The organism is Actinomadura rugatobispora, from assembly GCF_055379765.1.
Genome location: NZ_AP029191.1, coordinates 1,978,670 through 2,001,358, shown reverse-complemented (window position 1 = coordinate 2,001,358; position 22,689 = coordinate 1,978,670). Strand labels below are relative to the sequence as shown.

Sequence of the window (22,689 nt, the reverse complement as noted above, 5' to 3'; positions counted from 1 at the left end):
GACTCGAACCACCCAGACCGCCCCCCGCTAACGCCTCCCCACCACGACCTGACTCGTACCCGAGACCACCACAACCCGCCCCGCCTCATACCCGAACGACTCGTCCCAGTGCGTGCCACAGGCTCGCGCTCGCTCAGACCGCCTTGTGCCGAGTAGTGGGCCTAGTGCTTGATTGGCTAGCGCCTGGAGAGCCCGCGTCTGGCCGCGCGACTCGTGCTTCAAGGGCTGGCGCTTACCTGGCTTGCGTCGCAGGCTCCTGCTTCACGGGCTCGCGTTTGGCTGGCTCGCGCCGCGCCGCGCCGGCTCGGGCTGGCTCGTGCCCGACCGCCGCGGGCCGCACCGGCTCGCGCATGACCGTCCATGCCTGGAGGGAAGGCTCGGACCGGTGTGTGTCACGGGCTCGCGCGTGACCGGGTCGCGTCTCATCGGCTCGTGCTCGGTCAGACCGGCTCACACGCGAACGCCTCACCGGCGCGGCCTGGCTCGTGCCCGACCGGTGCGGGCCGCACCCGGCTCACGCCTGGACGGCTCGAGCCGGTGCTTGTCTCGCGCCTCATCGGCCTGCGCATGACCGACTCGCGTCGCACCAGCTCAGATCTCGTGCTGAGCGCGCACCAGCTCAGATCGACTCGTGCTGAGCGGCTCGTGTCTCGCGGCCTAGTGCCTGGCCAGCCCGCGTCTGGCCGGCTCGCGCCGCGCCGACTTGTACTTCAGGGGCTGGCGCTTGCCTGGCGTGCGTCGCACCGGCTCGTGCGCAAAGGGCTGGTGCGTGCCTGGCTCGCATCGGGCTGGCTCGTGCCTGACCGGCGCGGGCCTCACCGGCTCGCGCCGCACCGGCTCATGTCTGGAGGGCTCGGACGGGTGCGTGTCACGGGCTCGCGCGTGACCGGGGCGTCCTCACCGGCTCGTGCTTGGTCAGATCGGATCACACACGCCGGTTAATGCCTCACCGGCTCGGACTGGTTCGTGTCTGACCGGTAGGCCGCACCGGCTTGCGCCGCACTGGCTCATGCCCTGGACGGCTTGCGCTGGGCCGGCTCATGCCTGGACGGCTTGCGCCGTGTCGGCTCGGGCTGGTTCGTGCCTGGGCGGTTCGCGGTTGCCGGGGCTTGGGAGGGCGGTGTCGCTTCGCGATCAAGGTGGGGACGCTTGCCTTCGGCGTTGGTTCGCTGCCCGGGTAGGGCGTTCGCGTGGTGTTGGAGGTCGCTTCGCGACAGGCGCCCCTGGCTGTCCGGCGGCCGATGCTGGCCAGGGCGGTCGGCTCGGGCGTGTGCCCGGGGTGTGGGAGTGATCGCGTTGGGTGAACGCGCGGCGCGCGGGCTCCGTACAAGGCGAAGAGAAGGGAGGAAGCGTGGTGACGGAGAGACGTGGGCTGGAGATGGGGCCAAGGGTGCCCCGGAAGTCAAAGAGACAAGAGATGAAAGAACGGGCTGGTGGGCGCAGATGACGCTGCACGGGTGCTTCCCTGCGGGGCTTGCGGGCCCCGCAGGGTGGGCGGAGGGGGGATCGAACCCGGGATGCGGGGGCGTCGGCGGGTGGCCGGCTGGTGCCGGCCGGCGCCCCCGCGCCGTCGGGGTGGCAGACGCGTTATATCCAGGAGACGCCGCGCATGGTGTATTCCCCCTCAGGATGTGCGGCGGACAGCGATTTCGCTGGTCCTACGGTGGGTCACGTCTCGGATACCCACTTGTGCGTTATCGAAGGTACCGGTTTCCAGCCCCCTCCGCACACGTTGCAATTATCGTGTTACACAACGTGAGGCTTAGGGGGGAAGGATGACGGCTGTGCAGTCGTCCGCCGAGGATCGCGGCGGAGAACTCACCCGAAGGCCGCAACGGCGGGCGGTGCCGATGCGTCCGTCCCTGCTGGCCGTCTACGTGCCGGTGGTCGTTGCCGTGCACCTGGCGCTGACCGTCGCCGGGCTGATGAGCACCGTCCCGCGGCCGAACGATCTACTGACATTTGGTGCGCTGCTGGCCTGCGGCGCGGTGTGCATCGAGGCGACGCGGCGGCTCGGGATGCCCGCCGGGGTCGCCCGCGACATCCTGTCGGCCTGGTGGCTGCCGGTCGCGCTGCTGCTCCCCCCGGTCTACGCCCTGCTGATCCCGATCCCGCTTCAGCTGCTGCTGCAGTTCCGGGTGCGGCGGTCGCTGCTGTACCGGCGGGTGATGGTGATGGCGGCGCATGGCCTGGCGGGCGCGTGCGCGTCGCTGGTCTTTCACCTGGCGGTGCCCGAGCCGCTGGACGGCCGGCCTCTGTGGGTGATCGGCGGGATCACCGACCTGCTGGTCGCCGTGGGCTGCGCCGCGCTGTTCACGGTGCTGAACACGCTGCTGGTGGTGATCGCGGCGCATGCCGCCAACCCCGAGGGCCGCTGGCGGGACGTCCTGTGGAACCGCGAGACCCTGCTGCTGGACGTGGTCGAGCTGTGCGTGGGCGTCTCGGTCGCGATCCTCGCCACCCTGTCGCTGCTCCTCCTGCTGCTGGCGCTGCCCCCGGTCGTGCTGCTCCAGCGCAGCCTCATGCACCAGCAGTTGCAGGCCGCGGCCCGTACCGACGCCAAGACCGGGCTGCTCAACGCCGCCGCCTGGCAACGCGAGGCCGACACCGAGCTGGCCCGGACCCAGCGCACCCACGACCCGCTCGCCCTGCTGCTGATCGACATCGACCACTTCAAGCGGGTGAACGACACCCACGGCCACCTGGTCGGTGACGAGGTGCTGGTGGGCGTGGCCACCACCCTGTGCGGCCAGCTGCGCGACTACGACGTCGTGGGCCGGTTCGGCGGAGAGGAGTTCGTGGTGCTGCTGCCCGGCGCCGACACGGTGGAGGCCTGCCGGGTCGCCGAACGGCTGCGCGGCAGGGTCCGGCGGCTGGCGGTGCCCGCAGAGGAGGGCACCGTGGGCGTGACGATCTCCGTCGGGGTGGCGCTGTTCCGGATGCACGGCCAGGACCTGATCGAGCTGCTCGCCGCCGCCGACCTCGCCCTTTACCGGGCCAAGCAGTCCGGTCGCGACCGGGTCTGCCTGCCCGCCCTCGAGGGACCGAAGGCGTCGGAGAGCTGACCCGGCCATGGCGATGATCTCCGCTGGCCATGGGGCGATCACGCGGCCGGACGGTGCTTGGCCGCGGCTGCAACGAATGGTGCCCGAGACCCCCTAGGCTTGACGATATGGCGGAGTACATCTTCACGTTTCAGCGCGTGCGCAAGGCGCACGGTGACAAGGTCATCCTTGACGACGTCACCATGAGCTTCCTGCCGGGGGCCAAGATCGGTGTCCTCGGCCCCAACGGGATGGGCAAGTCGACGCTGCTGCGGATGATGGCCGGCCTGGAGCAGCCCTCCAACGGTGACGCCCGTCTCATGCCCGGTTTCACGGTCGGCATGCTGCAGCAGGAGCCGCCGCTCAACGAGGAGAAGACGGTCCTCGGCAACGTCGAGGAGGGCGTCGCCGAGACCAAGGCGCTGCTCAACCGGTTCAACGAGATCGCCGAGAAGATGGCGACCGACTACTCCGACGAGTTGATGGACGAGATGGGCAAGCTGCAGGAGCAGCTCGACCATCGCAACGCCTGGGACCTCGACAGCCAGCTCGAGCAGGCCATGGACGCGCTGCGCTGCCCGGCGGGCGACCTGCCCGTGACCCAGTTGTCGGGTGGGGAGCGCCGCCGCGTCGCGTTGTGCAAGCTGCTGCTGGAGCACCCCGACCTGCTGCTGCTGGACGAGCCCACCAACCACCTTGACGCCGAGAGCGTGCAGTGGCTGGAGCAGTACCTGGAGAAGTACGAGGGCACCGTCCTGGCCGTCACCCACGACCGGTACTTCCTCGACAACGTGGCCGGCTGGATCTGCGAGGTCGACCGGGGCCGCCTCTTCGGGTACGAGGGCAACTACTCGGCCTACCTGGAGAAGAAGGCCGAGCGGCTCAAGGTCGAGGGCAACAAGGACGCCAAGCGCAAGAAGCGCCTCCAGGACGAGCTGGAGTGGGTCCGGTCCAACCCCAAGGCCCGGCAGACCAAGAGCAAGGCGCGTCTGCAGCGGTACGAGGAGATGGCGTCCGAGGCGGCCAAGACCCGCAAGCTGGACTTCGAGGAGATCCAGATCCCGCCGGGCCCCCGCCTGGGCAACACGGTGATCGTCGCCGAGGACCTCACCAAGGGCTTCGAGGACCGGCTCCTGATGGAGAACCTGTCCTTCAACCTGCCGCCCAACGGCATCGTCGGCGTGATCGGCCCCAACGGCGTCGGCAAGACCACGATGTTCCGCATGATCGTCGGTGAGGAGAAGCCCGACAACGGGGCGCTGAAGGTCGGCGAGACCGTCCAGATCTCCTACGTCGACCAGGGGCGCGGCGGGATCGACCCGGCCAAGTCGGTGTGGCAGGTCGTCTCCGACGGCCTTGACCACATCAAGGTCGGCCAGGTCGAGATGCCGTCCCGCGCCTACGTCGCCGCGTTCGGCTTCAAGGGCCCCGACCAGCAGAAGGCGTCCGGCGTCCTGTCCGGCGGCGAGCGCAACCGCCTCAACCTGGCGCTGACCCTCAAGCAGGGCGGCAACGTCCTCCTCCTGGACGAGCCCACCAACGACCTCGACACCGAAACCCTGAGCTCGCTGGAGAACGCGCTCCTGGAGTTCCCGGGCTGCGCGGTCATCACCTCCCACGACCGGTGGTTCCTGGACCGCATCGCCACCCACATCCTGGCGTGGGAAGAGGGCTCGAACTGGTTCTGGTTCGAGGGCAACTTCGCGGACTACGAGAAGAACAAGATCGAGCGCCTGGGCGCCGACGCCGCCCGCCCCCACCGCGTCACCCACCGCAAACTCATGCGCGACTGACGCCCCGTCCATCCGAGAACGCCGCGGCCCGACCTTCCGGGCCGCGGCGTTCCAGCCTCCAACCGGGCCCCGTGCTCCGCGCTGGTTTTGCGGGTTGCGTTCGTGCTCTCTTTCCCTGCGCCTACCAACCGCGTTGGTGGCCCTGCACTCCGGTGCGAGCCGTGCCCGAACCCCGTGCTTGCGCCGCTGCGACCCGGCGGGCCTCGGCGGCTGCGCTGGGTGGCTGGTGGGGCGGGGCAGGCCAGGGTGGCAAATTTCTGTTCGCCCGAGCGGACGATCTTGATCCCGTTGGGGTCAGTGTGATCTCTCCGCATCAGGCCGGGAACGTCCTGAGCTACGTGGAGATGGCGGCGGTGGCGGGTGGGGTGGAGGTGGGTGCCGTCGGTCTGGCGGTGCCGCTGGTCGTGGAGAACAGGGGCGCGCGGTCGCCGACGCTCGGGGCGGCCAGCGCCTGGAACTGGCACAGGACCCGCATGATTTCGTCGCCTACGAGGTGAGCGCGATCGTGGTGCAGGCCCAGGCGGGCTGCCTGGTCGCCGTCCGCGACCCCGAACGCGCCGCCGACCTGTTCGCCCGCGTGGAGGAGGCCAGGCAGCGCGCCCTGTCAGGCCGTGGAGGCCCTGCGCGGGGACCGCGATGCCTAAGGCTCCCCGCTGGGGCTGGCCGTTGGCCGAACGCCATTCCGGCATCGGGGGCGCCGACCCGATTTGCGTGGTTGTGGTTACGACGGCGCAGCGGTGCTTGCGGCTTTCTGGTCAAGCGGTCCACGCTCGCGCTGCTGGTCGAGGTGCGCGCTGCGGTTGGGGAAGACGCCAGCCTGCAGACTGCTGCGTTGTCTTGTACGTCCCGCGCTGGTGGGCGGACGGGGCCGGGGGCGGGAGTTCGGCGTTGTGGGGTTGATCGAGATCGTTAGTGAGGTGCATCTCTCCTGCGGCACCGTGAAGAACTACGTTGCAGCCGTCCAGGACCCTTAACGGGGTGGGGATTGTGGCCTGGGCTTGGGACGACGGGCACACGATGACTAGGGAGGTGGCTGGGGTAGCATCGGCGCGATCTGTTCGCGAGCCCCAGGCGAGGACATGTCCGACAACGAGCTCCCTCCGGCCGAGTACCGCCATGTTTACGAGTTCCGTCTGCGGTTCGGTGACATCGACTCGCAGGGGCATGTCAACAACGTCAAGTTCCTGGGCTTCCTCGAGGACGCGCGGCTGGAGATGTTCCACGGCGACCCCGTCCGGAAGGGGGAGCAGCCGATCCGCGGGATGGTGATCTCCCGGCACGAGATCGACTACCGGCGGCCGCTGCTGCCGACCGTGTACCCGATTCGGGTGGAGACCTGGGTGACGGAGGCGCGGGCGGCGTCGTTCAAGCTCGCCTACGAGGTCCGCGATGACGAGCACGTGTACGCGGAGGCGATGTCGGTGCTGGTGGCGTTCGACCCGGAGGCGAACCGGCTGCGGCGGTTCACCGAGAAGGAGCGGGAGTTCATCGGCCGCTACGTCGCGGCATGACCGAGACGGTTGTCCGCCGGTCCCTGGTGGAGTTGCGGGTCGTGCGGCCGGACGACGCCGGGGCGCTGGCCCGCCTGTGCGTTGCCAACCGCGAGTATCTGCGCCCCTGGGAGCCCGAACGGGACGACGCCTACTTCACCGTGGAGGGGCAGCGCGCGAACCTGGACGACCTCCTCGACGCGTACGGGGCCGGCGAGATGTGGCCGGGTGTTGTTCTGGTGGACGGTCAGGTCGCCGGGCGCATCACGCTCAACAACATCCTGCGCGGGCCGTTGCAGAGCTGCTTCGTGGGCTACTGGGTGGCCTTCGCCCACGCGGGACGCGGCGTGGCGACCGAGGCCGTGCGGCAGGCCCTTCAGGTGGCCTTCCGCGAGTTGGGGCTGCATCGTGTCGAGGCGTTCACGCGCGTGGACAACCACGCGTCGCAGCGGGTGCTGGAACGCAACGGGTTCACCCCGGTCGGGGTGTCGCGTCGGCACATTCACGTGGAAGGCCGCTGGCACGACGAGCGGCTCTTCGAGCGGCTGGCTCCTTGGGACGACGGAGTCGCGCTGCACCCGCCGTGCGCGTGACGATCTCCGATCACGGGGAGTAAGCAGGTGACGCCCTTTCCCCCCGAGGTGATCGATGTCCCCCTATCTCGCCGCATGGATCTTCTGGATCATGATGTTCTTCGCCATCGAGCTGCCGGCGGTCTTCAACCGGCAGCCCGGTGACACCCTCTCCGAGGTCATCTGGCGCGTGTTCGCCGTCCGCGGCAAGCCGGCGGGGTGGCAGCTGCGCCGGGTGGTCCTGCTGCTGGGGCTGGGCTGGCTGGTGGCCCACCTGCTGACCGGCGGGAAGGTCTGAGTCAGGCGGTGGGCGAGTACAGCCAGGGCTCCTTCAGGTCGAGGTAGGTCCACTCGCCCTCGTAGAAGCTCATCATCTTCTGCATCTCGTCGCGCATCTCCTGCGGCGGCTCCTTGCGCTCGCCCTCCCTGGCCGCGGCCTCGGAGGTGAAGTACGCGGCCTCGGTGAAGCCGCCGTCGTGCTGGACCGCCACGACGCTGCCGATCATGTCGGGACGGAACTCGCGCATCGCCGACTCGTCCTGGCTCGCCAGGTAGGCGCGAAGGCCCGGCAGGTCGCGGATCCGGCCCTGCATGACCTGGACGAAGCCGGCGTCGTCGGAGCCGCCGTCCAGGAAGGTGTCGGTCTCGGTGCAGTCGTGGAAGTGGACGTCGCCGCCGAACAGCTTCGAGGTCTCCATCCACCATTGGTGCTGCTCGGGGCGGTCGCTGTTGCGGCGGGCCGCCTCGGGCGACTCGAAGCGGGCCAGGCAGACGAACATCCCGTCGTCCGTCACCCCCGCGGTGCTGCCCAGCCAGCCCGGGGCGGTCGGGCCGAGGTCGCGCTGCCAGTGGTCCATGGCCTCCTTGAGCTCGCCGGTGTCGCCGGAGACATGGCCTTGGATGGTCTGGATGAACATGGTGTCTCTCCCCCGTTGAGATCACCTTCCGGAACGGTACGGCCACGGCCGGCCGCACCCGATTCCGACGCTATGACGCCGCGCGGGCGGGGACAACCCTCGGGTCACGGACCCGTAACAAGCGCAACAGCAATCCGTTTTGGCCGCACTTCTCCCTTTAGTGTCACCTGGCGAATTGTGGTGATCCCACGCGAAAGGGAAAAGATGCGGCGCGTCTCACAAGGGGTGCTGGCCCTGCTGCTGGCAGCCGGGATGACCGGCACGGCGGTCCAGGGCGTCCAGGCGGCACCGACGGCGGCGGAGGACATCGCCGCGCGGCTCAAGGCGATCCCGGGCATGAAGGTCGAGGAGAAGCCCTCGACGCTGCCCGGCCACCGCTGGTTCTGGCTGAACTACCGGCAGCCGGTGGACCACCGGCGTCCCAAGGGGCAGTGGTTCGAGCAGCGGATCATGCTCCAGCACAAGGCGGCGGAGCGGCCGATGGTGCTCTACACCAGCGGCTACGACACCCCCGAGACCATGTTCCGGTCGGAGCCGACGGCGCTGGTGGACGGCAACCAGATCTCGGTGGAGTACCGCTACTTCACGCCCTCAAGGCCGGAGCCGACGGACTGGACGAAGGACACCATCTGGCAGGCCGCCACCGACGAGCACCGGCTGATCGGCGCGCTGAAGAAGATCTACCAGAGCCGCTGGATCTCCACGGGCGGCAGCAAGGGCGGCATGACGGCCGTCTACCACAAGCGGTTCTACCCGAACGACGTCGACGGCAGCGTCGTGTACGTGGCGCCCAACGACGTCGACAACGACGAGGACAGCCGGTACGACAGGTTCTTCGCCACCGTCGGCACCGACGACACGTGCCGCGCCCACATCAAGAGCCTGGCGCGCGAGTTCCTCAAGCGGCGCCCCGCGATGCTGGAGAGGTTCAAGGCCGACGCCGCCGGGAACGGCTGGACGTTCTCCATCCTCCGCGACCCGGACCGGGCCTTCGAGAACTCGGTCATGGACTTCGAGTGGGGCTTCTGGCAGTACAAGCTCCAGTCCGACTGCGCGGCCCTGCCGCCGCTCGACGCCACCGACGACGTCCTCTACAAGACCCTGGACGAGATCGCCGGGATCTCCTTCTACACCGACCAGGGCCTCGCGCCGTACATCCCGTACTACTACCAGGCCGGGACGCAGCTCGGCTGGGGCTCGCCCCAGTTCAAGCACCTGCGGCCCCTGCTGCGCTACGAGAGCAGCTACCAGCCCCGCACGTACGTCCCCCGGGACATCCCGATGCGGTTCGACGGCGGGCGGGCCATGCGCGACATCGACCGCTGGGTGCGCGACCACGGCAGCCGCCTGATGTTCCTGTACGGCGAGAACGACCCGTGGGGCTCGGAGCGGTTCCGCCTGGGCAAGGGCAGCAAGGACTCCGCGGTGTACGAGGCGCCCGGCATGAACCACAGCGGCCGGCTCATCGACAAGCTGCCGGCCGAGCAGCGGTCCAAGGCCATCGCGGACCTGCTCCGCTGGGCCGGCGCCACGCAGCGCGCGCAGGTGCTGACCACCACGCCCGCCGACGCCACGGACCCGCTCCAGCTGCAGCGTCCGCCCCTCTGAAATGAGTCACCGGCCGTCCCCGTCTTCCGGGGGCGGCCGGTGGAGGCGCCGGTTAGAGGGACGGGGCGTTCACCATGCTGCGGGCGGCCATCGTGAAGTAGTCCCAGAGCATCTTCTCCAGATCCTCGGGGAGATCCAGATCGTCCACGGCGTCCCGCATGTGCCGCAGCCACGCCTCGCGCTCGGGCTCGCCGATCACGAACGGGGCGTGCCGCATCCTCAGCCGCGGATGCCCGCGCTGCTGACTGTAGGTGTTGGGGCCGCCCCAGTACTGGATGAGGAAGAGCAGCAGCCTCTCCTCGGCCGGGCCGAGATCCTCCTCCGGGTAGAGGGGACGGAGCACGGGGTCGTCCGCGACTCCCTGGTAGAAGCGGTGCACCAGCCGCCGGAAGGTCTCCTCGCCGCCGACCGCTTCGTAAAAGGTCACCTGTTGCGCCATAGCGCTGTCCACCTTATGTGAGAGCGGGACCGCTCCGAGAGGGATCGTTCACCTTGATCGCGGTCCGGGACGCGGTCAGCCGGCGACGGCCGGGGTCGCCACGGCGATGCCCGCCTCGTCGAACGCCTTCTTGACCCGCTCGCGCAGCTCGCGGGAGACGTCGGCCTGCCGTCCCGGGGCGGTCTTCAGCACCATCCGGACGATCACCGCGTCCCCCGCCAGCGCCTGCACGCCCCACACCGACGGCTCCTCCAGGATGAGCTCGTCCCAGTCCGGGGCCGCCGCGAGCTCGTCGGCGGTGGCCTTGAGGATCTCCTTGACCTTCTCCACGTCCTCGCCGATGTCGACGGGGATGTCCAGCACGGCCCTGCCCCAGTTCTGGGACTCGTTCCCCACCTTCTTGATCTCCCCGTTCGGCACGTACCAGACCACGCCGTTGACGTCCCGCATCCGGGTGACCCGCAGCGTGACCGCCTCGACGGTGCCCTTGGCGCTGCCCACGTCGATCACGTCGCCGACCCCGTACTGGTCCTCCAGCAGCATGAACAGCCCGGCCAGGAAGTCCTTGACGATGTTCTGCGCGCCGAAGCCGACCGCCATGCCGATCACGGTGGCGCTGGCGAGCACGGGGGTGAGGTTCAGCCCGAGCTGGCCGAGGACGCTGAAGAACGCCGTCCCCATGATCACGATGGAGGAGATGCTGCGCAGCACCGATCCCATCGTCCTGGCCCGCTGGGCGCGCCGCTGGTTGAGCAGCGCGGGGCTGCCGTCGAACACCGTCCGGCTGCGCTCGCGGACCTTCTCCGACATGGTGCTCTCGGCCATCCGCAGCGTGATCCGGGTGATCATGCGGTGCGCCATGGCCCGCAGCACCAGCGCGATCACCAGGATCACGATGATCCAGAAGACGGTGGTCAGCGGCCGGTCGAGCCAGTTGCGGAAGAACCCGGTGAAGTCGTCGTTGTGCGAGATGTTCCACACCACGCGGCAGGCGACGCTGGGGGTCTTGCTGCGGCAGGCGGTCTCGGGCGTGCCGTCCTGTGCCCAGGGCAGCACGAGGGGCTCAAGGGTGAGTGACATAGGGGGCAGACCCTCCCCGGCCGGATGTGGGTGTCGCGTTGCCGCACCCGGCCCTCTCAGGGGCAGGACCCGGCGCGGTACGAGCCTGATCGTAAGGGACGGCGACAAGCGGTTCGTACTGCGCGGGGGGCGTGTGGTGTCCCGGCCGGGGAGGGGCGGGGAGGCGGATCGCGGGCGTCGGCACGGGGGTGGGGCCGGGTCAGCGGTATGGCTTTGACCTGGGCATACGGAGGCGGGGAGGGGGCCCGCGGCGTCGTGGACGCGGCGTGCTGAGGGTGATCGTCCGGGCGGGGGCCTGAAGCGGCCAGGATCACGCTCCAGGTCCGGCGGCCGGTCGCGCCGCGCCCCGGTTATCAAGCCATGTCCGGAATGCACGGCAATTTTCCCCTCGCGGCACGCCCCCCAAGTCGTGATCGGCCACCGTGCGGGTCGGTGGCGAAGAGTCCGCCTGCCCGTGCCCCGGTCCCCGAGGTCGCCGTTCCGCCCGCGGCGCGGGCGGAACGAACTGTCGGCCGGTAGGCCGTGCCAGGGCACGGGCAGGTGCCCAATGCGGCCCGCCCTTCCGCCACCGCCGGAAGGCAGGGGCGCCGCGATGGCGCCGTCAGGGCGGCGCTCAGGCCGGTCCGGGCGGCGGCCCGGTGTCCGGTGGGACGCTCTCTGGTCCGGTGGTGCCGTCTCCTTCCGGGGTGAGGCGGGTCGGCCGGGTGCATCGGGCGAACGTGTCCCGTGGGCCGGCGGCTGCCGCGCCGTTTCGGCCGCGACCGCACGGGACACGCCCGGTCTTTCAGGAGCGGCCGGTGGGCCGTTCCGCAGCCGCCGTCTCCGGCGGCTGAGCTCTCAGGGGGCGCTTCCCGACGGGGAGGTGCGCCTGGGGGAGGTGCGTCTTCGGGCGGTGCGCCGGGGACAGCGGCTCCTGGGGGAGGGGCCCGGCGGGGAGCGGTGCGGCGCGCAGGGACTCGCCGTGCAGCGGCTCACCGTGCAGCGATTCGGGGTGGAGCGTCTCGCTCGGAAGCGGTTGCAGCACGCGGGCCAGCTTGACGGCGGCGCCGCCCGGATCGTCCACGCGGTGCATCCGCTCGCCCCAGGACCACCAGTAGTAGTGGTCGTGGGACTCGGGGGCGGGGGCGCAGGTGACGTCCTCCGCGAGGCTCGCCGCGTCCGGGTTGACGACCCGGAGGAAGACCGGGCCTGAGCGGGTCCGCACCACCCGGGCCACAAGGCCGCGCGTGTCGAGTTCGTGCTCCAGCTCCTCCAGGTAGCCCGTGCGCCTGTCGGTGCCCACTTGCAACACCCCCTCCGTCGTCCGTGCCGTGAGGCCGCTCGCGGCGCCCCGCCGATGCGTGCGCTGATCGAACTCTCTGGGTCCGTTCGGTTACTCGCGGCGAGAATTGCAACTCTCACGCACGCGGTCAAGGGGCGCCGCCGTGCACGGGATAGCGGTATCGCCTCCGCCGGGAGAGGAATGCCCCCGTCCGGAGGAAGAATCTCTACCCCCGGGGCCCGAAGCACCCTCCGAAGCGCCCGTGATTCCCCGGAATGGCTTGGCCGGTCCCGTTGCGGGAGTTACGCTCTGTGCGCGAGAGATTATCTCTCGTGGCCATCCATTGACCTGGTCGCCGTGACCCTGAGGCGGGAATCCCCCCGGCACCCCGCCTTCCGGGCTCAGCGGTGAGGAGGCCGGAACCGATGTCGGACACCCCCCGGAAAGAAACGGACATAGCGCGCGGAATACGCGCGCGCGGTCTGGCCCGAGGGCGTGGCCCCGCGGAGATCGCGGAGGAAATCCACGATCAATGCGGGCCGCTTTTCGGCACCAGCCGGATCAAGGCGCACCGTTTGTCCCATGGTGTCGCTCTGTCCGACATCGTCGCCCAGGTGAAGGCGCTGTACGAGGTCGCCGGCAAACCCGTTCCCCGGCTCGGGGAGACCCTGCTGTCGGCGTACGAGAGCGGCTACAAGCGTCCGGGGCCCGAGTACCTTCACTACCTCTGCGCCGTCTATCGGGTCGAACCCGACGAACTCGGCTACCAGAGTCCCTGTATCTGCGGCCGTGGCCACGCGGCCGCGCCGGGCGGCGCCTCCCCCGTGGCGCCGCGGTACGCGCCTGAGCGCGTACCGGAGCACCCCCTGGGGCGCTCCATCGCGCCGGTCCCCGACCAGCCCCTGGTCGGCATGGTCGTCCCCAGCCCGGGCGACCGTTATTGGATTCCCGTCAGTGAAACCCGGGGCCCTGACCGCGCCGGCGGCCCCGCTTCCATCGATGTTGGAGAGGAGGACATCGTGCTTCGCAGAACCCTTCTGCAGCTGCTGGCCGGAGCGGGCGTGGCGCTCGACGGCCAGTTCCTGGGCGCAGTGGACAACCTACGACGCAAGATGGACGACACCCTGGTCAGCGCCACCGTCTCACCGACCATGCTGGACCAGTGGGAGGAGACGACCCTCGGATACGGCCGGCAGTACCAGGCCACCCCGTCCCTCCGGATGCTGTGCGATGTGCTGCTGGACTTCAGCGAGGTCCGCCGCATGGCCGACAAGCGGCAGCCGGTCGAGCTGCAGGAACGGCTGTGCCGCATCGCGGCCCAGCTGTCCGGGCTGTCCGGGCTGATCATGATCAATCTGGGCGACCACCGGCTGGCCCGCTCGTTCTTCCGCACCGCGCGCACGGCCGCCGACGAGACCGGCGACCGGCACCTGCGCGCCTGGGTGACGGTGCGCGAGTCGCTGGTGCCGATGTACTACGGCGACCCGCGCGAGGCGCTGCACCTGGCGCGCAAGGCGCAGGACCTGGCCGGCCGCAGTCCCGGGGTCGCGGCCGCCATGGCCCCGGCCGTGGAGGCGCGGGCGCTCGGGCTGCTGGCCATGCGCGGGCGCGGCGACGCCGCGCCCAGCGCGCGCCGGGCCCTGGTCCGCGGCCGGGCGGTGTTCGACCAGCTCACCACGGAGCAGACCAGCGACCTGGCGTTCGGGTTCACCGACCGGCAGATGGCCTTCTACGAGGGCGACACCTTCACCAATCTCGGCGATCACCGGCAGGGCGACGAGGTGCTGAGCCGGGCCCTGACCCTCTACGCGCCCACCGACCGGGTCGATCGCACCCTGGTGCGCCTCGACCGCGCCGCCTGCCAGTTGCACGCGGGCCATCCCGACGCCGCGCTGCAGGCCGGCCGCGACGCCATCCTCGACCTGCCGCCCGAGCACCGTTCCGACATCCTGGTGCACCGGGCCCGGCAGATCGGCGCCGCGGTCAACGCCAAGCACGGCCAGATCGCGGCCCTGAACGACTTCTACGAGGCGCTGTCGGCGCCGGTGAGGAGTCCCACCACCGGCTCCCCGCCCGCCGTGCCGCCGTCCGAGCAAGTCTGACCGAGATGGAAACGCGTGACGGCGCCCCCGGGAGCGGTGGCGCCGCGGGGGACGCGGAGCGTCCCACGGCGGCCGCCGCGGACGGCGCCGCCCGGGCCCGGACCCTGGTCCGGATCCAGGCGGAGCCGCCGATTTGGAGGTTCGACGACCTGAGTCTGCGGCGCTACCGCGCCGACGACCACGACACCGTCCTGTCACTGCACCGCGAGGGCCTGGCCCAGGTCGGCCTGCGGCCCGGCGACGGCGTCTACTACGACCACGACTTCTTCCGGATGGAGGACATCTATCTCCGCAACGACGGGGAGTTCATCGTCGGCGAGGCGAACGGCCGCATCGTCGCCATGGGCGGGCTGCGGCGGGCCGATCTGGTCCCGGCGGGCCGTGACCGCGCCCTCGGCGGGTACGTCACGGGCGGCCCCGCGCTGGACGCGGTCGAGATGGTGCGGCTGCGCGTCCATCCCGGCGCGCAGCGGCGCGGGTACGGCCGGGCGGTCGTGGCGGCACTGGAGGAACGCGCCGCCGAGTACGGCTACCGGGTGCTGCGCGCCGACACCACCGAACTGCAGGGGCCCGCGCTGCAGCTCTACCGGGGCTTCGGCTGGAACGAGACCAGACGCGAGGTGATCGGCGGCATCGTCAACATCTACCTGGAGAAAACCCTCCGCTGAGCCGCTCGGGACGGGGTGCCCGAGCAGCTCCGCTGAAGGGACGGCGGAACCCGAGTCGCGGTGGCCTCGCGCCGGCGGCGCGGCCCGGTGCGGGACCACCGCGATCTCGGGAGTCTTCCCCTGGCCGTCCCTTCAGCGGAGCACCTTTCAGCGCCGCGCGCGGACGGGCGGGACCCGTTTCCGTGCGCCCACCACCTGCATCGCCGGATAGCGGCGCTGCTTGAGCTCGGTGAGCCCGCGCCCGCGCAGGAACCCGGTGACCTCGCCGCTCCCGAACAGGCGGACCCCGGTGATCTCGGTGACGGCCCGTCCGCCGAGACGGGCCAGCGGGAGCGGAGGACGCCGGCTGGTCAGGACGACCAGCCGCCCGCCGGGCTTCAGCACGCGCACCATGGAGTCGAGGGCGCCCCACGGGTCCTCGAAGAGGTAGAGCGCGCCGAAGCAGCAGACGGCGTCGAACGAGGCGTCCCGGAACGGCAGGTCCGCCGCGTTCCCGCGCACGTACCCCACCTGCGGCTCGGCGGTGTCGGCGGCGGCGCGGTCGAGCATCCCGGCGGCGCGGTCGAGCCCGACCACCAGCCCGTCCTCGCCGACCCCGGCGGCCAGCGCGCGGGTGACGTTGCCGGGGCCGCACGCCACGTCCAGGACGGTCATGTCCGGCGGGCCGGTCCGCCGGCCGTCCGTGCCGCGACCGGCCGGACCGGGGGGAGCCCAGGCCCAGCCAGGTGCGGGCCAGCGCGTGCTCGGCGGCGGTGTCGGGGCCGACCGGCCAGCCCTTGGCCAGGTTGAAGCCGATGGGACGCCAGTACCGCTCGTAGATCCGCGGCAGGAACGTCGACTCCATGACCCGCTGGGCGATGGACGGCGGCGGCTCCTCCTCGGGACCGATCAGGTCGAGGTAGCCGGGGCCGGCATCGGACGCGGCGGGCGGGGGGACGTCGAGGAGGCCGAGGATCCGTTCCCGCACGGAGCCGTCGCGTGCGTGGCCCTTCCCGGAAGGACCCCCACGCGCGGCGCCGCCGCGCACCATCGAGGCCGTCACCCCCTTATTCGATCACCCGTCAATTGGGTTCGCCCTGTTTTCGCCCAGGTTGTGATGCATGCCACGCTACGTCACGACGCCGCGGCGCCGCTCAGAGGGCCAGGCCCGTCTGGGCCGCCATGAACGACAGCGTGTCGGTCATCAGCCCCACCGAACGGCTCACCGAACGGGCGTCATGCCCGACCTCCGACTCGTTCCGCAGCAGGATCGGCGCGTCACCCGCCGTCGCGTGCTGGAGCGCCGCGCACATCTTGCGGGCGTGCAGCGGGTCCACCCGGGTGTCGCTGTCGAAGATCGTGAACAGCACGGCCGGATAGGACACCCCCTTCTCCACACGGTGGTACGGCGAGTACGCCAGCAGCCAGCCCAGCTCCTCCGGGTCGTCGGCGGTGCCGTACTCGTCGTTCCAGGTGCGGCCGAGGCCGAACCGCTCGTACCGGACCATGTCCAGCAGCGGCGCCGAGCACACCACCGCCCGGTAGAGGTCGGGACGCTGGGTGAGCGCCGCGCCCACCAGCAGCCCGCCGTTGGAACCGCCGGAGATCGCCAGCCGGTCGGGAGCGGTCAGCCCGTCCGCGATCAGCCTCTCGGCGGCGGAGTGGAAGTCGTCGAAGACGTTCTGCTTGCGGTCGCGCATCCCCGCGCGGTGCCACTCCTCGCCCTCCTCCGACCCGCCGCGCAGGTTGGCGACGGCGTAGACGCCGCCCGCCTCCACCCAGGCCAGGATGCTCGCCGAGTACCCGGGCGTGAGCGAGATGTTGAAACCCCCGTAGCCGTACAGGATCGCCGGCCGCGGCCCCTCGCCGCCGGCGCCGGGACGGGAGAGCACCAGCATCCGCACCTCGGTGCCGTCGTACGACTCGTACGCCACCTGCCGCGCCTCGAGCTCCGGCACCTCCACGGTGCCCGGCGCGCTCGCCCAGACCCCGACCTCCCCGGTGCGGGCGTCGTAGCGCAGCACCCCGGTGGGCGTGACGTTGTCGGTGTAGCCGAACCACGCCTCGTGGCCGCCCTCCGGCCGCTCCACGATGCCGCCGATCGTGCCCAGGCCCGGCGTCGGCACCGTGCCGGTCCGCTCGCCGGTCGCCAGGTCGTGCACCGTGATCTCGCTGATCGCGTGCCGGGTCCAGGCGGCCAGCAGCACCGGGCGGTCGCCGAGGTCCGGCCCGTCCAGGATCGCGAAGTCGGTCAGCACCGCCTCCGGGTCCTGCGGGAGGAGATCACGCCAGTTCTCGTACGACGGATCCGCCGGGTCGGTGACGCACAGGCGCGAGCGCGGCGCGTCGCGGTCGGTGAACACGTAGGCGCGGCCGTCGCGGCCGACGTGCAGCCCCGTCCCGGCGTCCACGCCCTCCTGGACGGGACGCAGCGCGGGCCGCTCCGCGCCGCCCGCCGCGGTCAGATCGGCGATCCACAGGTCGTTGCGCGGCGCCGTGCCCTGGGACGCGGAGATCGTCAGCCAGCGCCCGTCGCGGCTCACCCCGGCGCCGTAGTAGTTGGTCTTCTCCATCCCGGCACCGAAGATCAGGACGTCGGTGCCGGGATCGGTGCCGACCCGGTGCAGGTAGACCCGCCGGTGGTACTGGTCCTCGCCCTCGGGGACGGCCTCGGGCGGCAGCCGCCGGACGTAGTAGAACGCCTCGCCGCCGGGCAGCCACGCGATCGAGCCGTACCGGCTGCGGTCGATCGGGCCCTCGACCCGCTCGCCGGACGCGACGTCGATCACGTACAGCAGCGACTCCTCGTCACCGCCCGTCGAGATCTTGTACGCCAGCCGCCGCCCCTCCTTGTCGGGCTGCCAGCCGTCCAGCGTCGTGGTGCCCCCGGGATCCAGCGCCATCGGATCGACCAGCGCCCGCTCGGAGCCGTCCGGGTCGACCGTGTAGAGCACCGGATGCTCCTGCTCGGCGGTACGGCGCGTGAAGAACCGCCGCTCGCCCCGCCAGACCGGGGCGCCGACGCTCCCGGCGCCGAGCAGTTCGCGCAGCCGCCCGCGGAGCCGGTCGCGGCCGGGCAGATCGTCCACGAACCGGTGGAACAGCTGCTCCTGCGCGGTCAGCCACGCCTCGGTGTCGCCGTCCTCCCTGGCCTCCAGCCACCGGTAGGGATCGGGGACCTGGTGGCCGTGCAGGGTCTCGACGATCTCCTCGCGCTGCGCGGGCGGGTACGGCGGTCGGCTCATGATCTGCACCTTATGCGGCCGGGCTGCCGTTCCGTACCCGTACCGCCGCAAGGCAAAGGCCGTGCCAGGGGGCGGCGAGGCGGGCGTGTCGCGCGGGCCCTCTCCGGTAGAAGGGAAGCCGATCACTGGATCGTCCAACGGGGGTTGATCATGAAGACCAGGTCGTCCGCGCGCCTCGCCGTCCTCGCCGCCGCGGCCGCGACCGCCGCGGCCCTGGCCCCGCCGTCGGCCGCCGCCCCGGCCCCCGACGGGAAGGTCGACTTCACCTACTCGCCCCCGGAGCTCTCCCAGACCGGCGACCAGGTCATCTGGCGCTGGGCGCTCCGCAACACCGGAGACCGCCCCGTGAGCGGCGTCCTGCTCTTCCACCGCATCAAGCCCAACCTCAAGATCGTTTCGATCAGCGCCCCCTGCAAGGTGACCCGCCGGACGGTCAGATGCGACTACCGCACGCTGAACCCCCGCCAGAAGAAGCAGGGCACCCTGACCGCCGACCTGCCGGACGACGTCACCGGCCTGGTCCAGATCCGCGGCAGGGTCACCTGGCAACTGCCCGCCACCGCCCCCACCCCGCCCGAACGCCCCTCCACCGGCGCCCTGCCCCCCGAAAGGGACGAATCCCCCCAACCTCGCCCCAACATCACCGTGAAACGAAGCGCGCTCATCACTCCCTGGTACGCGACGACTTCGTGACGGAAGGGCAGCAAGAACTCACCTTCCGTGATGACAGCAGCCCTTTGCGTTCGATCTGGAGCGCATGTGGGGATTAATGGGGTAGCGGACCGCCTTCTCAGGCGCCACACTGATTGCGGGTCGGTTCGCCCCTGGGGAGGTCCTCATGGCGGGTTCGCAGGTGCCGGAGACAATACTCGGGCCTCGGTGTGAGGCGCGGTCGCCCGCGTCCGCCGAGGCGAAGCAGAGCCCGGTGGAGGGCGTCTGATGAGACAGGTCCTCCTCCTGAACGCCACTTACGAACCGCTGACGACGCTCCCGCTGCGCCGGGCCGTGTGCCTGGTCCTCAGGGAGAAGGCCGAGGTCGTCCACACCGACGCCACCGGCGCCGTACTCCACTCGGCCACCATGTCCATCGAGGTCCCCTCCGTCATCCGGCTCCGCCGGTATGTACGGATCCCGTTCCGCACCCGCGTCCCCCTGACCCGGGCCGCGCTCATGCGGCGCGACAACTTCCGCTGCGCCTACTGCGGCCACCGCGCCGAGACGATCGACCACGTGCAGCCCCGCAGCCGCGGCGGCAAGCACATCTGGGAGAACTGCGTCGCCTCCTGCACCACCTGCAACCACCGCAAGGCCGACCGCCTCCTCGAAGAGATCGGCTGGACCCTCAACATCATCCCCGGCGTCCCCCGCGGCGCCCACTGGAGACTCATAGGCGTCATCCACGACGGCGACCCCCAATGGGCCCCCTACGTAACAGAACCTGCAGCGTAGTGTTTATTGCGAGCGCGAGCTGCGCTCCTCGCCTGGCGGCTCGTCGCTTGTCGCGCTCGCGGCGAGCGCTGCATCGCTTCGCGATCAGCCGGATTCTCGCCTTCGGCTTCGAACCCGGCTGGCCTTCGGACGCGCTCGCACGCCCGGGGGTCTCCACGGGGCTGGGCAGGCGGGCCGAGGTTGTCGCGGACGTAAGTCGGCTGAGGTCGTCGTAGCCGACCGGGCTCCCGGGTTTATATCCTTGGGGGCGTGCCACGTTATGACTATCGCTGCCGCGCCTGCGGGTCCACCTTCGAGGTCTCGCGCCCGATGAGCGAGGCGTCCGCGCCCGCCGCCTGCCCCGACGGTCATGATGACACCGTCAAGCTGCTGTCCACGGTCGCCGTCATGGGCCGAGGAGGTCCCGCCCCGGCCCCGCCCCCGCCCAGCGGCGGAGGCGGCTGCTGCGGCGGAGGCTGCTGCTCCTGACCGCGGCGTTCACAAGTCAGCGAACGGCGGGATGATCCTCACAATGATGATCAACCGATCGTGCGGTGAGGCCAGGAAGTAGAACCAGCCATTTGCGGCGTTCATCCTTCGTAGACCTCCCGCGTGAGGGCCTTCCCCGAGCTCCGAAACGTCCACGCCCACATCGGCGAGTTCGACGAGCTGGTCCGCGAGTCGCTCGACCTCTTTGATTACGGCGGCTGGAATACCGCCGGCGACGTGTGAGTGATCCGGGGAGTATTCCCATGCCCACTGGTCGCTCAAGAGCGCGTGTTCTCGGAGAGTGCGGCCTGCGCCTCGTCGAGAATGCGCCCGAGCTCCACGGCGGCCGCGCGGGCTTGGGCGGCATTTCCGCGCTGCGCGCGATCCTCAAGCTCCCGGAACCGAGCTGCCAGGTGTGGTTGCCGGTGGATATGGACGTAGATCGCCCATTGTCGAGAGAAACGCCGCAGCGGCCCGAGGTCCGACCCCAGCCGGGCCTCGTCCGCAGCCTGGTCCAGTTCGCGAGTGAACGCCGGCAGTGCCGCAGGGGAAACCTGTGCCACGGCCTGACGCAACGCGGTCACCGTGGCCGGAGGCTGCGGAATGAGCGGCTGCTCCGAAGCACCGAGAGACATAGGTTTCCCCCTGAGTGAGCGGCGTTCACCTCAGCTTATCGAGCTCGCCCTGGGAGAGGGGACGATCGTGGCTAGAGCTGGCTGATGTCTCTGGCGGCGCCGGTGGAGGCTGAGGTGGTCATGGCTGCGTAGGCCTGGAGGGCGGCGGTCACGGGGCGGTGGCGGTCGCGGGGGCGGTAGCCGCCCAGGTCGGCCAGGAGCTTTTCGCGGCGGACGGCCAGTTCTTCTTCGGGGACGTCCAGCTGGAGGGTGCGGCGGGGGATGTCGATGACGACGCGGTCGCCGTTCTCGACCAGGGCGATGGTGCCTCCGGCGGCGGCCTCGGGGGAGGCGTGGCCGATGGACAGGCCGCTGGTGCCGCCGGAGAAGCGGCCGTCGGTGACCAGCGCGCAGGCCTTTCCGAGGCCGCGGCCCTTGAGGAAGCTGGTCGGGTACAGCATTTCCTGCATGCCGGGGCCGCCCTTGGGGCCCTCGTAGCGGATCACGACGACGTCGCCCTCGCGGACCTTGTCGCCGAGGATGCCCTCGACGGCGTCCTCCTGGCTCTCGAAGACGACGGCGGGGCCGGTGAAGGTCCAGAGTTCCTCTTCGACGCCGGCGGTCTTGACGATGGCGCCGTCGGGGGCGATGTTGCCGAACAGGACGGCCAGGCCGCCGTCGGTGGTGTAGGCGTGCTCGGCGTCGCGGATGCAGCCCGCCTCGCGGTCGAGGTCGAGGGTCTCCCAGCGGGCGTTCTGGCCGGAGGCCTGCGTGGTGCGGACGCCGCCGGGGGCGGCGTGGAACATGTCCACGGCCTCGGGGAGCACGTCGGGGGAGTGCACGTCCCACTTCGCCAGGAACTCCTGGAGGGAGGACGAGTGGATCGTGTGGACGGTGCGGTTGAGCAGCCCGGCGCGGTCGAGTTCGGCCAGGAGGGCGGGGATGCCGCCGGCGCGGTGGCAGTCCTCGACGTGGTACTTGGGGGTGGCGGGGGCCAGCTTGCAGATGCACGGCACCCGGCGGGACAGCTCGTCGATCTCCTTGAGGCCGAAGTCGACGGCGCCCTCGTGGGCGGCGGCCAGCAGGTGCAGGATCGTGTTGGTCGAGCCGCCCATGGCGATGTCGAGGGCCATGGCGTTCTCGAACGCGTCGCGGGTGGCGATGTTCAGCGGCAGGACGGAGTCGTCGTCCTGCTCGTAGTAGCGCTGGGCGATCTCCACGACGGTGCGGCCGGCGTCGGCGTAGAGCTTCTTGCGGGCGACGTGGGTGGCCAGGACGGTGCCGTTGCCGGGCAGGGCCAGGCCGATCGCCTCGGTGAGGCAGTTCATGGAGTTGGCGGTGAACATGCCCGAGCAGGAACCGCAGGTCGGGCAGGCCGCCTCCTCCATCTGGGCCAGGGTCTCGTCGGACACCGAGTCGTCCGCGGAGGCGATCATCGGGTCGATCAGGTCGAGCTTGTGGCCGTCCCGCACGCCCTCGACCGGCTTGCCGGCCTCCATCGGGCCGCCGGAGACGAACACGGTCGGGATGTTCAGCCGCATCGCGGCGATCAGCATCCCGGGGGTGATCTTGTCGCAGTTGGACACGCAGATCAGGGCGTCCGCGCAGTGCGCGTTGACCATGTACTCGACGGCGTCGGCGATCAGCTCGCGGGACGGCAGCGAGTAGAGCATGCCGCCGTGGCCCATGGCGATGCCGTCGTCCACGGCGATGGTGTTGAACTCGCGGGGGACGCCCCCGGCCTCGCTGACGGCGGCGGCGACCATGTCGCCGACCTCGCGCAGGTGGACGTGGCCGGGCACGAACTGGGTGAAGCTGTTGGCGACCGCCACGATCGGCTTGCCGAAGTCCTCCCGCGCTACGCCGCTGGCCCGCATGAGGGCGCGGGCGCCCACCATGTTGCGGCCGTGGGTGACGGTGCGTGACCTGAGCGGGGGCATGAGGGACCTCTCCCAACCTG

20 protein-coding genes are annotated in these 22,689 nt (G+C 70.8%); 11 read left to right on the top strand and 9 right to left on the bottom strand.

The annotated features are described in order from the left end of the window. Window positions 1-1,988 precede the first annotated feature (1,988 nt). Together ACZ466_RS08300 and ettA are read left to right on the top strand one after the other, a co-directional pair. Window positions 1,989-3,065, top strand: coding sequence for a GGDEF domain-containing protein (locus tag ACZ466_RS08300; protein WP_464043123.1), 1,077 nt, complete (start codon window positions 1,989-1,991; stop codon window positions 3,063-3,065). Window positions 3,066-3,172: 107 nt separating this feature from the next. Continuing rightward, window positions 3,173-4,837, top strand: coding sequence for an energy-dependent translational throttle protein EttA (gene ettA / locus ACZ466_RS08295; protein WP_378282597.1), 1,665 nt, complete (start codon window positions 3,173-3,175; stop codon window positions 4,835-4,837). 334 nt (window positions 4,838-5,171) lie between these two features. On the opposite strand, the gene ACZ466_RS08290 is transcribed toward ettA, so the two are convergent. Further along, complete coding sequence (locus ACZ466_RS08290) at window positions 5,172-5,312, bottom strand: hypothetical protein (RefSeq protein ID WP_378282598.1); 141 nt, start codon at window positions 5,310-5,312, stop codon at window positions 5,172-5,174. Between the two features lie 604 nt (window positions 5,313-5,916). Here ACZ466_RS08290 and ACZ466_RS08285 point away from each other — a divergent pair. Genes ACZ466_RS08285 through ACZ466_RS08275 form a run of 3 tightly spaced genes read left to right on the top strand, consistent with a single transcriptional unit; the run spans window position 5,917 to window position 7,197 of the window. Beyond that, window positions 5,917-6,348, top strand: a complete 432-nt coding sequence (locus ACZ466_RS08285) for an acyl-CoA thioesterase (protein ID WP_378282599.1) — start codon at window positions 5,917-5,919, stop codon at window positions 6,346-6,348. Then, a complete protein-coding gene (locus ACZ466_RS08280) occupies window positions 6,345-6,920 on the top strand; it encodes a GNAT family N-acetyltransferase (protein WP_378282600.1) in 576 nt (191 codons plus the stop codon). The genes ACZ466_RS08285 and ACZ466_RS08280 overlap by 4 nt, the downstream gene beginning before the upstream one ends. A gap of 55 nt (window positions 6,921-6,975) precedes the next feature. Beyond that, window positions 6,976-7,197, top strand: a complete 222-nt coding sequence (locus ACZ466_RS08275; RefSeq protein WP_378282601.1) for a hypothetical protein — start codon at window positions 6,976-6,978, stop codon at window positions 7,195-7,197. 1 nt (window position 7,198) lies between these two features. Here the strand turns inward: ACZ466_RS08275 and ACZ466_RS08270 are convergent, their stop codons facing one another. Continuing rightward, a complete protein-coding gene (locus ACZ466_RS08270; RefSeq protein ID WP_378282602.1) occupies window positions 7,199-7,816 on the bottom strand; it encodes a hypothetical protein in 618 nt (205 codons plus the stop codon). Between the two features lie 204 nt (window positions 7,817-8,020). Here ACZ466_RS08270 and ACZ466_RS08265 point away from each other — a divergent pair, with 204 nt between their 5' ends. Next, entirely contained in the window at window positions 8,021-9,424 is a 1,404-nt protein-coding gene (locus ACZ466_RS08265) for a S28 family serine protease (RefSeq protein WP_378282603.1), read from the top strand. A gap of 52 nt (window positions 9,425-9,476) precedes the next feature. Here ACZ466_RS08265 and ACZ466_RS08260 read toward each other — a convergent pair whose 3' ends face one another. The 3 genes from ACZ466_RS08260 to ACZ466_RS08250 form a co-directional block, all read right to left on the bottom strand. Beyond that, entirely contained in the window at window positions 9,477-9,851 is a 375-nt protein-coding gene (locus ACZ466_RS08260) for a globin (RefSeq protein WP_378282604.1), read from the bottom strand. Between the two features lie 87 nt (window positions 9,852-9,938). Beyond that, entirely contained in the window at window positions 9,939-10,943 is a 1,005-nt protein-coding gene (locus tag ACZ466_RS08255) for a mechanosensitive ion channel family protein (protein WP_378282605.1), read from the bottom strand. 784 nt (window positions 10,944-11,727) lie between these two features. After that, complete coding sequence (locus ACZ466_RS08250) at window positions 11,728-12,225, bottom strand: hypothetical protein (protein WP_378282606.1); 498 nt, start codon at window positions 12,223-12,225, stop codon at window positions 11,728-11,730. A gap of 404 nt (window positions 12,226-12,629) precedes the next feature. Between ACZ466_RS08250 and ACZ466_RS08245 the strand changes: the two genes are divergently transcribed. Beyond that, entirely contained in the window at window positions 12,630-14,306 is a 1,677-nt protein-coding gene (locus tag ACZ466_RS08245) for a helix-turn-helix domain-containing protein (protein ID WP_378282607.1), read from the top strand. 5 nt (window positions 14,307-14,311) lie between these two features. After that, window positions 14,312-14,974 (top strand): GNAT family N-acetyltransferase, encoded by a 663-nt coding sequence (locus tag ACZ466_RS08240; protein ID WP_378282608.1) that lies wholly within the window; start codon window positions 14,312-14,314, stop codon window positions 14,972-14,974. A 147-nt stretch (window positions 14,975-15,121) separates the two neighbouring features. Here the strand turns inward: ACZ466_RS08240 and ACZ466_RS08235 are convergent, their stop codons facing one another. Beyond that, window positions 15,122-15,628 carry a class I SAM-dependent methyltransferase gene (locus ACZ466_RS08235; RefSeq protein ID WP_464043118.1) on the bottom strand — a complete coding sequence of 169 codons (507 nt, stop codon included), beginning with the start codon at window positions 15,626-15,628 and terminating at the stop codon, window positions 15,122-15,124. Window positions 15,629-16,107: 479 nt separating this feature from the next. Beyond that, the gene (locus ACZ466_RS08230) at window positions 16,108-18,198 is read right to left on the bottom strand and encodes a prolyl oligopeptidase family serine peptidase (RefSeq protein ID WP_378282610.1); all 2,091 of its coding nucleotides are present in this window, start codon (window positions 18,196-18,198) and stop codon (window positions 16,108-16,110) included. 150 nt (window positions 18,199-18,348) lie between these two features. Here ACZ466_RS08230 and ACZ466_RS08225 point away from each other — a divergent pair, with 150 nt between their 5' ends. The 3 genes from ACZ466_RS08225 (at window position 18,349) to ACZ466_RS08215 (ending at window position 20,115) form a co-directional block, all read left to right on the top strand. Next, entirely contained in the window at window positions 18,349-18,891 is a 543-nt protein-coding gene (locus ACZ466_RS08225; RefSeq protein WP_378282611.1) for a hypothetical protein, read from the top strand. Window positions 18,892-19,137: 246 nt separating this feature from the next. Beyond that, window positions 19,138-19,647, top strand: coding sequence for an HNH endonuclease (locus ACZ466_RS08220; RefSeq protein ID WP_378282612.1), 510 nt, complete (start codon window positions 19,138-19,140; stop codon window positions 19,645-19,647). 249 nt (window positions 19,648-19,896) lie between these two features. Continuing rightward, window positions 19,897-20,115 carry an FmdB family zinc ribbon protein gene (locus ACZ466_RS08215; protein ID WP_378282613.1) on the top strand — a complete coding sequence of 73 codons (219 nt, stop codon included), beginning with the start codon at window positions 19,897-19,899 and terminating at the stop codon, window positions 20,113-20,115. A gap of 278 nt (window positions 20,116-20,393) precedes the next feature. Here the strand turns inward: ACZ466_RS08215 and ACZ466_RS08210 are convergent, their stop codons facing one another. Both ACZ466_RS08210 and ilvD read right to left on the bottom strand, forming a co-directional pair. Then, window positions 20,394-20,750, bottom strand: a complete 357-nt coding sequence (locus ACZ466_RS08210) for a hypothetical protein (protein ID WP_378282614.1) — start codon at window positions 20,748-20,750, stop codon at window positions 20,394-20,396. Between the two features lie 71 nt (window positions 20,751-20,821). Beyond that, window positions 20,822-22,669, bottom strand: coding sequence for a dihydroxy-acid dehydratase (gene ilvD / locus ACZ466_RS08205; RefSeq protein ID WP_378282615.1), 1,848 nt, complete (start codon window positions 22,667-22,669; stop codon window positions 20,822-20,824). Window positions 22,670-22,689: the final 20 nt, after the last annotated feature.

Excerpts from the sequence above, each read along its gene's own strand:
- ACZ466_RS08280 (WP_378282600.1), top strand. The coding sequence starts at position 6,345 with ATGACCGAGACGGTTGTCCGCCGGTCCCTGGTGGAGTTGCGGGTCGTG.
- ACZ466_RS08290 (WP_378282598.1), bottom strand. The coding sequence starts at position 5,312 with ATGCGGGTCCTGTGCCAGTTCCAGGCGCTGGCCGCCCCGAGCGTCGGC.
- ACZ466_RS08270 (WP_378282602.1), bottom strand. The coding sequence starts at position 7,816 with ATGTTCATCCAGACCATCCAAGGCCATGTCTCCGGCGACACCGGCGAG.
- ACZ466_RS08285 (WP_378282599.1), top strand. The coding sequence starts at position 5,917 with ATGTCCGACAACGAGCTCCCTCCGGCCGAGTACCGCCATGTTTACGAG.
- ACZ466_RS08210 (WP_378282614.1), bottom strand. The coding sequence starts at position 20,750 with ATGTCTCTCGGTGCTTCGGAGCAGCCGCTCATTCCGCAGCCTCCGGCC.
- ACZ466_RS08235 (WP_464043118.1), bottom strand. The coding sequence starts at position 15,628 with ATGACCGTCCTGGACGTGGCGTGCGGCCCCGGCAACGTCACCCGCGCG.
- ettA (WP_378282597.1), top strand. The coding sequence starts at position 3,173 with ATGGCGGAGTACATCTTCACGTTTCAGCGCGTGCGCAAGGCGCACGGT.
- ACZ466_RS08255 (WP_378282605.1), bottom strand. The coding sequence starts at position 10,943 with ATGTCACTCACCCTTGAGCCCCTCGTGCTGCCCTGGGCACAGGACGGC.
- ACZ466_RS08225 (WP_378282611.1), top strand. The coding sequence starts at position 18,349 with ATGAAGACCAGGTCGTCCGCGCGCCTCGCCGTCCTCGCCGCCGCGGCC.
- ACZ466_RS08240 (WP_378282608.1), top strand. The coding sequence starts at position 14,312 with ATGGAAACGCGTGACGGCGCCCCCGGGAGCGGTGGCGCCGCGGGGGAC.
- ACZ466_RS08220 (WP_378282612.1), top strand. The coding sequence starts at position 19,138 with ATGAGACAGGTCCTCCTCCTGAACGCCACTTACGAACCGCTGACGACG.
- ACZ466_RS08245 (WP_378282607.1), top strand. The coding sequence starts at position 12,630 with ATGTCGGACACCCCCCGGAAAGAAACGGACATAGCGCGCGGAATACGC.
- ACZ466_RS08265 (WP_378282603.1), top strand. The coding sequence starts at position 8,021 with ATGCGGCGCGTCTCACAAGGGGTGCTGGCCCTGCTGCTGGCAGCCGGG.
- ACZ466_RS08230 (WP_378282610.1), bottom strand. The coding sequence starts at position 18,198 with ATGAGCCGACCGCCGTACCCGCCCGCGCAGCGCGAGGAGATCGTCGAG.
- ilvD (WP_378282615.1), bottom strand. The coding sequence starts at position 22,669 with ATGCCCCCGCTCAGGTCACGCACCGTCACCCACGGCCGCAACATGGTG.
- ACZ466_RS08275 (WP_378282601.1), top strand. The coding sequence starts at position 6,976 with ATGTCCCCCTATCTCGCCGCATGGATCTTCTGGATCATGATGTTCTTC.